The sequence below is a fragment of the Arthrobacter sp. 05T45 genome, from assembly GCF_056395875.1.
Genome location: NZ_JBFTKI010000004.1, coordinates 14,397 through 28,100, shown reverse-complemented (window position 1 = coordinate 28,100; position 13,704 = coordinate 14,397). Strand labels below are relative to the sequence as shown.

The 13,704-nt window shown below is 58.2% G+C and carries 12 protein-coding genes; 8 read left to right on the top strand and 4 right to left on the bottom strand.

Going from position 1 to position 13,704, the window contains the following annotated elements:
* Positions 1–240: 240 nt before the first annotated feature.
* From AC1DGD_RS06250 to AC1DGD_RS06230, 5 genes are all read left to right on the top strand, one after another.
* Positions 241–894: a GntR family transcriptional regulator gene (locus AC1DGD_RS06250; protein ID WP_476856243.1), complete on the top strand. Its 654-nt coding sequence runs from the start codon at positions 241–243 to the stop codon at positions 892–894.
* A 378-nt stretch (positions 895–1,272) separates the two neighbouring features.
* A complete protein-coding gene (locus tag AC1DGD_RS06245) occupies positions 1,273–2,001 on the top strand; it encodes an amino acid ABC transporter ATP-binding protein (protein WP_476856242.1) in 729 nt (242 codons plus the stop codon).
* A gap of 26 nt (positions 2,002–2,027) precedes the next feature.
* Entirely contained in the window at positions 2,028–2,867 is an 840-nt protein-coding gene (locus tag AC1DGD_RS06240; protein ID WP_476856393.1) for a glutamate ABC transporter substrate-binding protein, read from the top strand.
* 35 nt (positions 2,868–2,902) lie between these two features.
* Complete coding sequence (locus AC1DGD_RS06235; RefSeq protein WP_476856241.1) at positions 2,903–3,583, top strand: amino acid ABC transporter permease; 681 nt, start codon at positions 2,903–2,905, stop codon at positions 3,581–3,583.
* A gap of 119 nt (positions 3,584–3,702) precedes the next feature.
* Positions 3,703–4,455 carry an amino acid ABC transporter permease gene (locus AC1DGD_RS06230; protein WP_476856240.1) on the top strand — a complete coding sequence of 251 codons (753 nt, stop codon included), beginning with the start codon at positions 3,703–3,705 and terminating at the stop codon, positions 4,453–4,455.
* A 72-nt stretch (positions 4,456–4,527) separates the two neighbouring features.
* Here the strand turns inward: AC1DGD_RS06230 and AC1DGD_RS06225 are convergent, their stop codons facing one another.
* On the bottom strand, positions 4,528–4,899 hold the full coding sequence (locus AC1DGD_RS06225; RefSeq protein WP_476856239.1) for an ArsR/SmtB family transcription factor: 372 nt from the start codon (positions 4,897–4,899) through the stop codon (positions 4,528–4,530).
* 113 nt (positions 4,900–5,012) lie between these two features.
* Here AC1DGD_RS06225 and AC1DGD_RS06220 point away from each other — a divergent pair, with 113 nt between their 5' ends.
* Positions 5,013–5,684 (top strand): NAD(P)H-binding protein, encoded by a 672-nt coding sequence (locus AC1DGD_RS06220; protein ID WP_476856238.1) that lies wholly within the window; start codon positions 5,013–5,015, stop codon positions 5,682–5,684.
* A gap of 6 nt (positions 5,685–5,690) precedes the next feature.
* Positions 5,691–5,927 (top strand): TetR/AcrR family transcriptional regulator, encoded by a 237-nt coding sequence (locus AC1DGD_RS06215; RefSeq protein ID WP_476856392.1) that lies wholly within the window; start codon positions 5,691–5,693, stop codon positions 5,925–5,927.
* A 1,090-nt stretch (positions 5,928–7,017) separates the two neighbouring features.
* Here the strand turns inward: AC1DGD_RS06215 and AC1DGD_RS06210 are convergent.
* Both AC1DGD_RS06210 and AC1DGD_RS06205 read right to left on the bottom strand, forming a co-directional pair.
* Positions 7,018–7,761, bottom strand: coding sequence for a TauD/TfdA family dioxygenase (locus AC1DGD_RS06210; RefSeq protein WP_476856391.1), 744 nt, complete (start codon positions 7,759–7,761; stop codon positions 7,018–7,020).
* Between the two features lie 43 nt (positions 7,762–7,804).
* Positions 7,805–8,965, bottom strand: a complete 1,161-nt coding sequence (locus AC1DGD_RS06205; protein ID WP_476856237.1) for a TauD/TfdA family dioxygenase — start codon at positions 8,963–8,965, stop codon at positions 7,805–7,807.
* A gap of 861 nt (positions 8,966–9,826) precedes the next feature.
* Here AC1DGD_RS06205 and AC1DGD_RS06200 point away from each other — a divergent pair.
* The gene (locus AC1DGD_RS06200; RefSeq protein ID WP_476856236.1) at positions 9,827–10,264 is read left to right on the top strand and encodes a hypothetical protein; all 438 of its coding nucleotides are present in this window, start codon (positions 9,827–9,829) and stop codon (positions 10,262–10,264) included.
* Between the two features lie 270 nt (positions 10,265–10,534).
* Here AC1DGD_RS06200 and AC1DGD_RS06195 read toward each other — a convergent pair whose 3' ends face one another.
* The gene (locus AC1DGD_RS06195; RefSeq protein WP_476856235.1) at positions 10,535–13,600 is read right to left on the bottom strand and encodes an SIR2 family protein; all 3,066 of its coding nucleotides are present in this window, start codon (positions 13,598–13,600) and stop codon (positions 10,535–10,537) included.
* Positions 13,601–13,704: the final 104 nt, after the last annotated feature.

Genomic DNA, 13,704 nt, shown 5'->3' with positions numbered 1-13,704 from the left:
GTTTCATCTGGCTTCCTCGGGGCGTGAACAACTGGGGATTGAAGTGGATGCGGCTGGCTGTGGCATGCGGATCCGACAACCATGGGAGCCGGACTGCCGACCCGGAGCTATAGGGTTGGGATAATGTTGGAGTGACCTGACTAACGAGCTTCCAACTGCAAGAATGTTAACATTATGAAATCTGACACCAGTACAAATGTCAAGAGCGGGACTCTTCGTGCGCCCCTAAAACGTCGAGGCATGGCGCAGGATGTCGCCGATCGGATCAGGGACGCCATTCTGGCGGGGGAGATTGCACCCGGAGCCAGGCTGAACGAAGTGGAAATGGCTTCCACGCTGTCCGTTAGTCGCGGACCGGTGCGTGACGCCATCATCTTGTTGCGACAGGAGGGCCTGCTCCAAGGCGACTGGCACCGAGGCTCGCGCGTGACGGTCTTCACGCACAAGGATCTCGAGGAGATCTACTCGCTGCGGTACTCCATCGAGCTCTTAGCAGTCCAGCGGCTCATCGAAGGTCGCACGGATGGCGACCTCGAGATTCTGCAGGCTCGCGCAGAGGACATAGAGCGGACTGCGGCCGAGGGTGATCGACGCGAAATGCTCCAATCCGACATAGCGTTCCACGATGCGATCTATGCGTGCGCCGGCCACGACAGATTGGAACAGGTCTGGCTGGGTCTCCGCTCACAGATCGCGCTCCTCCTGCTGAATCGGCAACAAGGCCACGATGATTACAGGACGCGCATAGGTCCGGAGCACTGGGAGATGTATCGGGTCATCAGGGACCGGGACGCCGCGAAAGCCGAAGAGTTGGTACAGGACCACATCCAAACCGCCTTCGAGCGGATCAAGGCTGACATGGACAGCCAGGAAAGGGCCGAAGACGCGAGCTGAGGGCCCGGCCCCTGACTGCGGCGGAGACTTGCCGCAACCGAAGCGACTCAGCGATCAGCCACGCCTAAGCGCCCTTCCCGTCTTGGACATATTGATGGAGAACTTGCCCAATCCTGCGACTTCTAGTACAAATGTTAACATTCGTATTTTCGTAACTTAGATCACAGTGACGCGTTGGGTTGGGTGCAGACCACTCCCAGCGGAATCGCAACCGTCTACATCCACCGACAGGCCAATCGCCCCTTTGAGGCGTGGCGCGGGGCCTAGCAACTTCGAGTCCCGCTGGCCGGTCTGTCCTCTCTAGAACGAATGGCAACTATGGAACTGCAAAAGGCAGTTGACAGCGCTCCAGAAGCAGCTGCCAACGAGAAGAACGCGATGATTTCAGTTCGCGGAGTCAATAAGCACTTCGGACCCCTGCACGTCCTTCGCGAGGTAAACCTTGAGGTGGCCCAAGGTCAGGTCGTCGTCGTGCTCGGTCCCTCCGGTTCGGGTAAGTCGACACTGTGCCGCACCATCAACAGGCTGGAGACAATCGGATCCGGGACCATCGCCGTCGATGGTAAGCCCCTGCCCCAGGAAGGCAAGGCGCTCACGCAATACCGGGCCGACGTCGGAATGGTCTTTCAGTCTTTCAATCTGTTCGCCCACAAAACCATCCTCGAAAACGTCATGCTTGCACCGCTGAAGGTGCGCAGGGTGTCCAAGGCCGAGGCCAAGGACAGGGCCATGGCTCTGCTGGAACGTGTGGGCATTGCGAACCAGGCGCATAAACTTCCCGCACAGCTTTCAGGTGGCCAGCAGCAGCGTGTTGCCATTGCACGGGCGCTGGCCATGGAACCCAAGGTGATGCTTTTTGATGAGCCCACCTCGGCGCTCGACCCGGAGATGGTCACCGAGGTCCTTGAGGTGATGGCGTCCCTGGCCAAGGGCGGCATGACCATGCTTGTCGTCACCCATGAGATGGGATTCGCGCGCCGCGCTGCCGACCGTGTGGTCTTCATGGCGGACGGCCAAATCCTTGAGGACACCACTCCGGACCAGTTCTTCGCGAGCCCGTCCACTGCGCGTGCCAGGGACTTCCTGGGCAAGATCCTCAGCCACTAACCTCCCCAAACTCTAGAAAGTAGTTCATTGTGAAGCTCAAGTTCCTCGCCGCCCCTGCGGTCGCGCTAATTCTTGCCGGCTCGGTGGCCGGTTGTTCCGGAGCGACCGACAAGGCCAAGACTGTTGAGGCAAGTGCCCAAAGCGGTCACCTGACGATCGGGATCTCCTTTGATCGTCCCGGTCTCGGCATCAAAAGTCCGGATGGCAGCTTCAAGGGTTTTGATGTTGATGTCGCCAAGTACGTGGCCAGCAAACTGGGTGTCCAGGAATCTTCCATTACGTGGAAGGAAGCCACCCCTGCGCAGCGGGAAAGCCTGATCCAGAACGGACAGGTGGACTACGTCGTCAACACCTACAGCATCAATGACGCACGAAAGGAGAAAGTGGCTTTCGCGGGGCCGTATTTTCTTGCGGGCCAGTCTCTCCTTGTGCGGGCCGACAACACGGACATCACGGGACCGGAGTCTCTTAACGGGGGAAAGAAGCTGTGCTCGGTGACTGGGTCGACCCCTGCCCAGAACATCAAGAAGAACTACAGCAAGGATGCCCAGTTGCAGGAGTACGACACGCCCTCAGCGTGCGTCGAAGCGCTGAAGAGTGGAGCCGTGGACGCGATGACGACCGACGACATTCAGCTCGCCGGCTACGCGGCGGTAAACCAGGGGAAGCTGAAGCTCGTAGGCAAAACTTTCAGCAAAGAGAACTACGGCATCGGTCTGAAGAAGGATGATACCGCCGGTCGGGCCAAAATCAACGATGCCATCCAGTCGATGATCGATGACGGCTCCTGGGCCAAGGCTTTCGAAAGCAACGTCGGTCCATCCGGCTACGCGTTGCCCGCCACGCCCGTCATTGAACGCTACTAGCACCTGCAGCTGCCAGATAAGACTGGACATAGAACATGGACATCCTCAATGAATACGGGGACCAGCTTCTCGCCGCATTTGTGATCACGCTTGAATTGACGGCGCTCTCGGCGTTGGGTTCACTGCTGTTGGGTACGGCTCTCACTGCCATGCGTGTATCTCCGGTCTGGGCGCTGCGGACCGTTGCCACCGGATATGTGAACCTCGTTAGGAACACACCGCTGACCCTCGTGGTGCTCTTCGCGTCGTTCGGCTTGGCGCAGCAACTTGGGATCACCCTGGCGGATCCGAAGTCGCCCACGTCGATTACGGACAGCTCCTTCAGGCTTGCTGTTCTTGCCTTCAGCCTCTACACCGCAACATTTGTGTCCGAAGCGCTCAGGGCAGGGATCAACACCGTCCCTCTCGGCCAGTCGGAGGCCGCTCGTTCGTTGGGCCTGGGCTTCATGCAAGGTCTGCGCTACGTCGTCCTTCCGCAAGCGTTCCGTGCCGTCATCGCCCCTCTGGGAAGCATTCTCATTGCATTGACGAAGAACACAACCGTTGCCTCTGTCATTGGCGTGGCGGAGGCCTCGCTGCTCATGAAGGAAATGATCGAAAACACGTCTGCCCTCATCATCGTTGGACTGATCTTTGGAGTCGGCTTCATGTGCCTGACCATTCCGACAGGGGCGGCTTTCGGATACCTGAGTAAGAAGTTTGAGGTGAAACGATGAACGGCTCCGGAACGACCATGAGGAACCTTTACGATGTCCCCGGCCCCAGAGGTAGGGCGCTGAACATAGCCGTCAGTATCCTGTGTGCGCTTGTCCTGGTGGCTGCCGGATGGTTGGTCTTGGCTGCCCTTGCCGAAAAGGGGCAATTGGCGGCGGAAAAGTGGATGCCCTTCCTGACGCCGGAGATGTGGCAGACGTATCTCCTGCCAGGAATTTTGGGAACACTTCAGGCCGCGGGATTCGCCATTGTCCTGGCCATCATCCTGGGCATACTCCTGGGTGTAGGGCGCCTGTCGGAGAAGCGGTTTGTACGCTACGGCTGTGGAGCTGTGGTGGAGTTCTTCCGTGCTATTCCGCTTCTGATACTGATGATCTTTTGCTTCCAGTTGTTCGCTGACTATGCGTTGTTTCCCTCGACCGAGCTCGCCGTGGCAGCGGTGGTCACGGGGCTTGCCCTGAGCAATGGTGCGGTGATCGCGGAAATCGTACGGGCAGGGATCAAAGCAATCCCCAGGGGACAGGGCGAAGCTGCGATAGCTCTGGGGCTGGGCAACGGGCAAACCCTTCGAATGGTTCTCTTGCCGCAGGCGATCACGGCGATGTTGCCGGCAATCGTCGCCCAGCTTGTTGTGGCACTGAAGGACACCGCACTCGGTTACCAAATCACGTACGTCGAGGCAGTGCGGCAAGGCATCCAGGCGGGCTCGGCCTATTCAAACTACGTTCCTGCTTTGGTCGTCATTGCGCTAGTGATGATTGCCATCAACCTTGGGCTTTCCCGACTTGCAACCTACTTCGAAAACCGCCTTCGCAGCGGGCGCAAGCCTGCTACCAAGCCGGCAGTCGAGAAGGTTCTCACCCCGGTAACTTAGAGCCGAAGTGGCATCCTGGCAGCGCGCGGAACGTGGCTGCCCGCGAGCTGCCAGGGCCCACATCGCATACGACTACCGTCCGGAGCCTGGCGAGGAAACGCCAGTCCCTACCTCGCGGAGACTTGTCTTTCGCTCCACCGCGCGTTCAGCGTGGATAACGGCGTCAAGTAGTCCCGGAAACAGCCCGTCGAGGACCTCGGACCTGAGTGTGTTCAGGATTGCCGTGCCTCGATAGTGCTGCTCGATGACGCCTGCTTCACGAAGGACACGGAAATGGTGGGTTGACGTGGACTTGCTGACCGGAAGGTCGAACGCGATGCAGGCTTGGTCGTCATGGCCGTCGGCCAACTGGTTCACAATGCGCCGACGAATCGGATCGGCCAGCGCCGACAGGACAGCGTCGATCTGAATCTCATGGGGCGTGGGGTGGTCCAGGGTGCGCATGCTTCGATTATCCAAGAAGTTCTTCCGCGGAGCGATTAGGTAGTACGACATTAATCGTACTACCGTGATTCACGAACTTTGCAATTTCCACTACTGACGAACGGAAGACGAACATGAGGGTATTCCAGATAGGCGCTGCCGGTGGTGTTGGTCGCCGCCTGGCACAGCTGCTGGTTGAGCGGGGCGAGGAAGTGACGGGCATGTTCCGGAACCCTGCCCAGGCCGACACCGTAGCCGCAGCGGGCGCGACGCCCGTCGTCGGCGATCTCATCGCTGATTCGGTCGAAGTCCTCGCGGACAAGCTCAAGGGACATGACGCCGTCGTATTTTCTGCTGGCGCGCATGGAACGGGTGTTGACCAGACCACGCTGATTGACGGCAAGGGCCTGGAAAAGGCGGCCGAGGCTGCCGCATTGGCAGGGGTATCGCGGTTCGTCCTGGTGTCGGCATTCCCTGATTCAGGGCGTGGCGGGCCGGTCAGCGAGACGTTTGAGCACTACATGCGCGTCAAGAAGACGGCCGACGTGCACCTGACCGGGACCGACCTCGACTGGCTGATTGTCCGTCCCGGGCTTCTTCGCGACGAACCGGGCGACGGTCGTGTCACAGCCGGGCTCGCAATCGAGTACGGCGACGTGCACCGCGACAATGTTGCCAGCTTCATCGATGCCGCACTGCACAGCCCCGAACTGAACCGCACCATTGTGGAATTGACCGATGGTCCCACCCCTGCCGCCGAAGCTGTTGCCCAGCTGGTCGGGAGAATAGGGCCTCGCTCGAGTTAGGAACCAATCCGTGGGCAATCGCGGGGTCGTCGACAACCCTCCCGGGGTCGGCCACCCGGCTTTGACCGCGACTCCGCGCTGAGCATCGCCCTCGATCTGTTCTGGCAGAAAGGGTACGAGGCCACCCCGGTCAGCGAAGTCTGCACGGCAATGTCGATCCGTCCGCCCAGCCTGTACCCCGCATTCGGTAACAAAGCGGGGCCATTTTTCGCCGCTGTTGACCGCTACGAGCGAAACTACTGAGACCCGGTGTGGGCGAGTCTCCACGCGGAGTCCGATGCGCACCGTGCCTTCCCAGCACTCTTTGATGCCTCAGCCGAATCATGTCGGCACACGATGGGCGACAGGGCTGCCTGGTCACGCTCTCCTCCATAAGCATGGCGCCTGACTCCATGGCTGTGGCTCGCGTTCTCGACGAAGTGCGGGCCTCGGCAGGCGAACACATACTGCGGGCTTCGCTCCGGCGTCGAGGCCGGACAGCTTCCCGCCGACTTAGATCTTCCGGCGCTGGCAGACGCCCTTAGCGCAGTTCTAGATGGACTTGCCATTCGCGCCAGAGACGGCCTCGGCGTTGAACACCTGCGGCGCATCGGACGCGCGGCCGGGCGGATGATCCCCCGGATCCCCGCCGCGTAGTGGCGGAGAGCGTCCGCAACGCTGCGTGCGCTCCGTTGCATGGCCGACTTTCATCGGACAGTCGTCACTGTTAATGCCAGCAGTGAAAGCACTGACGTCCTAGCTCTAGCTAGACGTATTCACGGGTATCGGCATCGCTCCGACATCTACAGAGTCTGAGAGTAACAGAGTCAATTTCCAGCAGCCAGCCCTCCAGAGGCGTCCAGATCGCGTAGCCGCCTTCACCACCAAAGCTGTTTCCGGCGCTCAGGCGGCCACTAGGTTGGGGAACTGGCGGACAATGAATTTCGCCCCAGGATCAGCCCTCCCGGCTGATTATGAACCGCCGATAATCGACGTTATGTAAGGTTGTCAGTATGTAAGGACAAATACTCACCTACTCAATGATAGCCACTGTGGCTGCCCTCGCGCCACTGAGCCGCCTTTCCCGGCTGGCCGAATATGAAGTCCGCAGTAGCCAACGGGGGGGGCACCGTTCTTTTGCTGCTGTGACCTTCGCGGTCATTCCACGGCACTTGCCCTCGCAAGGGTAAACGCATGGGGCCATGGCTGAGTCGCGTGATCAAGATTCCCCGTCGTCCTACTGCTGGCGCCGCCCTCACTTTCGCAGGGCGAAGCTTCGGTCAACAATGCCTTCGACCGAAGTTTCGACTCGATGTGCCGACGTCCGAAGACGACTCAGGGAAGGCTTTTCGATCTAGGCGAGCGTGAGGCTCCAGAGTTCGCGAGGGTTAATATTCCAGCCACCACCTTCAATGGGCAGTTGACCGATAACACTTTCACGGCCGTGACCCCAGCGGTTGTTGTCGACGACGACAAGGTCCCCCGCCCCGAGTTGGACGCCGCGGGCAGTCCGCTGAGCAGCCTCGGCCAAGGCCGCAACCACTTTCGTTATCTGCTCATCTGGCGAATTTTCCTCCAGGTGCTTCAGCAAGTCGCTTTTGAGCCGGACGCCGTAGTCGTACTCGTGTTGTTTGCGTTCTATCGGGTATACAACTGAGCGCGTGATGCCGTCAGGGTATGAGATACCCGATAGGAGCGCTTTAAGCATCCCTGCGAAGTCTGTGGGATGAGCCTCAGATAGGCTCCGTAAGGCATCCGCCCAAGGCACGAGCAGTGACCTTCCGTTCATTCCTCCTTGCTGGTCCTGCCAACCTGGATTAGCCATCAGCATGCAAAAGTACCGCGGTCTAGGCTCCAGAAGTGACTGCGAGGAATGCAAGGCCAGCGGCCCATCGATAGCGTGCGCTTCTCCACGCCCCGCTCCCGCGCGATCGTAACTGACCCGCCAGATCGCGTCATGATCCGGGTGCGTGCCAGTGTCCCCTCCGTAGTAGCTCAGCGGCGTACCCAAGTTCTTCAAAAGGTGGATGAGTTGGACGGCCGAAGCCGGAAAGTTGGTGACCCTGACGATGCCGCACTTTCCTAGCACGACATCCATGTCCCTTGTTAGAAGCTCTAGGGAGGTTGAGTCGAATTCAACATTAGTCAGCCATGCCGGGCTCATCGGTCCCCTCCCCCGTCTGGTTGAGTTCTGTATCCATATGGACAGCGGGCTGAGCTATACGATCCACTGACTGATAGGGGACGATTTGCATTGACGCCCCCGCGCGTCCCCATGCCCTGGCCAGTTCAAGGTCAGGGCGATCATGAAATCCCTTTGCAGAAACCGTGCCCAATGAAAAGCCAGGCGAATGAGCGCCGACCATCATGCGGCGTAACCAACGATCACGACCATCAAAGTTCGCCATAAATGGCGAGCGAGAGTGAACCGCCTTTCGGTTGTCGATAAGCAGCATCCCACCCGCTTCAAGCTTGCCTGAAACCGCAACAGCCTCCGCCGCCTTGTCCGCAGCTTCCATAGCCTGCAGGGCCTCCTGTCCTAGGGCGGTGGTGAGTTCCGGTTCAAATCGGAGCTGGACGCCGACACCGTGTTCATCGATCACTGGGATGACCGGTCGCGGATCATCGTGCCGAATAGGCCGGCCTTCATGTTTGTAGGTGCCATGCAGTCGGGCTAGATCCATGGCAAACATCGGAGCCGTCAGAGCGTCGATTTCCCACGTTGTGAGTCGACTCTTGATGTCATCCAAGGATGCAATACTGGTCGCCGCCTTGCCGGCAGGATCTGCACGTAGACAATGCAGGATCAAAAAGTCGGGCGGTGTGGGATGGAAAAACATCTCGGTGTGGAACCCGAGGGACACTGAGGAGCTTTGGCTTGATACCTGTTTCGCGTTCTTCCTGGTCGGATACACGTCGTGCATAAGGCTCCCGGACCGCTGGTCTCGAAAGGAGATGGGAAACCCAAGAGCGAGTGAGAACGTCACCATGAGGAACTCACCCAAAGGGTTAGTCACCACATCCGTCGTTTGGCCGCCGAGCGGCGTGGGAGGCAGATCAGGATCGACAGGAAGATTGGTGATATAAACCTCAGGACGAGGAGACATTCCTCGGGCGAACCGCTCGATCTTGGTCCTGGTGCAATAACTAAGTGCAGCCCAACCGTCTTTGGCCTCCTCCCGGAAGCTGGCAGGGTCCACACGTGGACAGCTGGTGACCTGCTGTGCTGCATCGGCGAGCCTTGCCGACTCGTCGTCGTTCAGTATGATGGTCTCCCATTCCTGACTGAGGTTGGTAGTCATCTTTGTAGCCGCCTTAATTTCGGTTCCGGATGAGTAGCTGAAAATATGAAGCCGTTGTGCGGCCAAGATACGGGGGTGTTCTCACCGCTGTGAGAAAGGTGCGGGCCGAATATGCGGCCCGCACCTTTTTCATTTAGCAGGCGTAACCGAAGTACCCCTGCGATTCCCAGGGATAAATGGACAGCCGGAACCCGGAGCACCAACCCCTGTTCGCATACTGCTGCGCGAACCAGCGATGTCCGTAAGCCAGCGCGTAGTAGGCGGTTCGGATCTGAACCGGCGCCGATGCCGGAGGCGCCGGAATGCGACCGTTGCCAAACTCGCGGGTTTCTGCCTTGCTGAGGTAAATCGTGCAGCGTCCGCCACCGCAGTACCCTACGGCCGCATCCGCGGGATGAGGAGCAAGAATTGCTCCTCCTGTAGAAACGGCTGCGGCCAGCGCCAGCGCGGCTGCAGTGTTACGTATCTTCGTCCTAATCATCGAATCTGCCCTCTCTCTTATCCCGATCCGCCTAATCGGTGATAGGAATATCGTCACCGGCGACTCGGCAAGTTAGAGGCTGAGGGACGTTTTTGAGACACCTGGGACGGAAGAGGGAAAGCATGCATGGGAAACGCCCTGGCCCTGTCGCAGTGGACGCGCATGAGCTCGCATTCGCACTGAGGAAATTCCGCGGACGAGTGGGTCTAAGGACTTACGAGGAAACTCAGGAACAATGGGCGCGGGCGGCCCGTCAGGCTGGCTCAGCCTCCCCTGTCATCTCCCGCTCACAGCTATCAAGGTACGAGCACGCCAACCTCCCGCCCTTGAAACATGCCGATCACTTAGACAGGCTGTATGAAGGGGGAGGATGGATAGCTATGTCGATCAAGTCACTATGGCGCAGTCGTTGGGATCCGTGGAGCGGAGACTCGGAAGAATGGGCGGGAAAAAATCACTTTGGTCGCTGGCCGGCCGACTACGCCGGAATGGTTTGGATCAAGATCAAACCCAAACCAACCGAAGTAGACACGACCGTCGAGGTCGACTTGGAGTGGGGTCCTTGGGGAAAGACGATCTCTATCTGTCTACCAAAGGACGGCGTCACGCTCGCCACGGGGAAAGCCCGTGACATCGATGGGGTCAGCCGCACGTGTAACGTACGAGTGAATCGACACGTATTCACGTTGTTTGGCGCCGGGGAAGACCTCGGTGATGAAAATGTCCTCGACATAAGGCAAGGATGGGACAACCGGCATCCCGAGCGTGCGGTAAATGAAAAGCATAATTTTTCAGCAGAGCCAAACCCCTTAGGGTGAAAAATTACTCACCCGTGCAAGGACGAGGCGCATACTCCCGCACTGCGAACGACCATAGCCCTTGACCCGACGTAGTCCTGCCGCGAGTTAGGTCGGGAATCCCGGAACTTGCGTCGCCCTTGAGCGAATCCGCCCGGATTCAATACGCAGAGGCGCCGGTAGTACTCTGCGTACCCATTTGGTGAATCACGCAACTGCTCTCCTCCGGCCGCTCCAGACTACGCATCCGCCGAGCCGGCCCGCTGCGCAGTTCGAGGACTATATATCTGCTCAGCTCTCTAACTCCAAGGGCGTTCCCGAAGGTGAAGCGTCCGCGGAATCCACGTTCCCTGCTCGCGCCGAATTGATCTTGAGCTGTTGGAGCTTCTGAGTCTTGAGCGATTGCTCGATCCGAGTTATGTTTTGGTTCTTGAGCCTGGGGTCTGAAAACTTATATCCAGCAACGGACAGCTCGGAGATGTAATGCAGTAGAGCAGCTTCATCCTCCCTGTTGATCGAGGCTGAGAAGTACAAGTATGTGCAGAAACTCCTGAAAAATGTCGCGATGATTTCAAGCCTGTTATGCTCGGCAGTCACTCCGCTGAGTTTGCTCGCCCAGCCCGACTCTTGTATGTCGGTTAGCATGAATGCGGCCGCAATGGCGCTTTCTGCTTCCTCAATGAAATGTCGGTCATCTATCGCCTTGTCAAGAGCCTTGAGAAGCTTCCGCGACGAAAGTGAAGCTGAAATTCCAGACATGGTCATTAGGGACGGGAAAATATCGACTGTGCGATCGATGAATTCCTCTCGCTTGGCATCCGGGATCCCCACTGCCTGGGCCGTGATCTCGGCGACGTGTTTGAAGGCTTCCTTCAGAATTGGATCTGACGTGACGAGCCCAAGGTATCGTCCCCAGCCAGCCAGTACTTTCCGCAGCAACTGCGCTTTCAATTCGGGATCGGGCACTTGATCGCAGTCTCGCAGGGCAGTTGAAACGACATCGAGCACGATTGAGTACCTAAACGCCGCCGGCAAATCCTCAGGGATGGACAGCGGGAAAGCCTCAGGCTCTTCGTACGGGAGCAAGCCGTCCTCTGGATGATGGTCAGGTTCAACAAGCTTCTGAGAACCATCTGGCTGGCTACTTCCAGTGAACTCGATATCTATTGTGAGGTCAGACGGCGCGTCCACGACTTCAACTTGTCGAAGAGTCACTCGATCAGCCGCAAGATGTTGCGATTCGTTGAGATACTTTTCCAGACGGGCGAGCAGCTCTGCGTCCTGGCGTTTTAGGGAAGCGTAGTGACGAATGATAGGGGCGAAGAGTGTGGGATCGCCCAGTATCACTTCTCGGAACGAAGTATTCTCGGCTGCAGCCTTTGCCGCGAAAAGATAGAGGTAGCTGTGGTGGCTAAATCGAACGAGATTTCTGCTGCTTCGCACGACTCGTTGTGCTCGAAAATACTCGAGCAATTCGACGGCGGACTCTGAGATATCCCGTTTCTCGAAATAGGTTTCGATGCGGGCGATCACGGCTGACCCGGGAAGCGAACCAACGCGCTCCTCCACGAATAGCATTGCCAGGTCCGCCAACACGGCTTCTCGCAGACCAGCATCAACTGACCACCGGGCATCCTCGTCGACGTTGCCCCGCCCCAAAAGCTGGCTCAGATATTGGTCAAGCAGCGACGTATGCGAACTGTTCGCTGAAATGGAGTTTCCTGCGAGGAGGATCGATGCCAGCAATGCCACAATGAACGGCGTTCGAGGAAGGTTCTGCTGGGACAGAACGGACAGCACTCGCTGGGCAACTGATTCGGGCCGGCTTGCAGACGCTAGGCTGACAAGCTTGATGACGTCTTGCCGGCCAAAGCGTCCTATATAGCGCACCTCAGGGGCAAGGCCGGCAGCGACAAGTCTTTCGACGAGCTCCGCTTCGTTCTCAAGGCGGCAGCCGACGAAAACCTGACGGGGGTTGATCTTGATCAAATCTTGGATCATCTGCTCGCATAAGCGCCCAGCGTAAGGGGTCACGTTGTCGATTCCCACTACGACGTCAGCAGTGATCTCTGCGCCAGACGGTAGGAGATTCAAGGCCCGGGCCTCCGCCCGCAGTTGAACGACCAGAGGTTGGCCACCCTTGGTGAACTTGTTGAAATCCACAAGAACGGGTGGCGTGCCGGAACTGCTCGCGGCTTGGTCGAGTAACCACTGTAGGGCCGTTGTGAGTCCTGTGTTCTCTTCCCCGACAATGACAGTCACTCCGTTGAGCCGACTTATTTCGTAGGGATCTGACCTTTTGATCTTTTTGGTGTCAGCGATGTGTTCAGCGGCTTGAATGCGATCGCTGGAAACAGGGAAGAGCACAGGAGGGACGAGTAAGTCCTCAACCCGTCTGGAATCACGATCCGTGGCATTTTCACACATGATCGACTGCATCCTGACCTGATCGGCAAGAGCCTCGATTGCAAGTTGGGTCGGGTCGAGCACCTGCCCGGAAGGTGAGATGACGGCTTGATTGTCCGAGTTCGGGACCAAAGACTGGAGAAATGCCGGCAGATCTGAAAAGTCGCTGCCGTAGGCGACAGGATGGATGTGGTCTGACCTGTGCCCCACCATTAGCGCATCGACTTCGGAGGCTCGGCAGAGTCGATAGTGTCGATGCCCTGACGTACCAAAGGAGCTCCGGTGCCAGTCAATGAGACGGGAGAAGTTGGGGTCTGTTAAGCCAGCCCCCACTCCAACGTAGACAATGGATTTGAGTACGGAGGCGGCCTTCTGCAGTTCCTGGGCGCTACCGCTGTTCAGCAGGCGAGTGTAATCACCCTGACTGAGAACGACTGACGCCGGTTCTTCCCAGAAGCCGTGAAGATGTCCGACCTTGGTCGAGTTGTTGACTAGGATCTTCTGCATTTCCGAGCTGCTTTGCCATGTTGTCGACTGCCGTCCAGTGGCCTGCTCGATCAGAGAATCGTAGTTGGTGGTGAGAATTGGGCACCCGACCTTGTCCAGAGCCTCCGCCCATGAAGAATCCGTTGGAGTCAGGGCACCGATAGTGCCCTGAAGCCAATTGCTGACTGCTGTTTCCCCAGATTCGGAAACCTTGGTCTGAACCATCCCCGCCACCGAGATCAAGGCGTCCGTATCATTATTGTTGACGGCGTATTTCAGCGTCTGCTGGATCATGTCGTGCCAACCTTGCTGAGCCATGCTCCGCGCTGCAATATGCTTCAGGGTGCTCTCGATGAAGCCCACCCAGCTCGCGCAGTCGGCGTTATCTGTGCTCGATATGGACAACCCTGTTCCAACGACGAAGATGACCCGGCCTCTCGCGATGGCATCGCGCAATTCTTGCATTGGACTCCCCCTGGGATGTTGGACAGATCGAGACGATTCCTAGTCGGCCAGCCTATTCTGTCAGGTTCGGTAAGTCCGTATTGGTCTTGCTCCGCAGCGGTCTC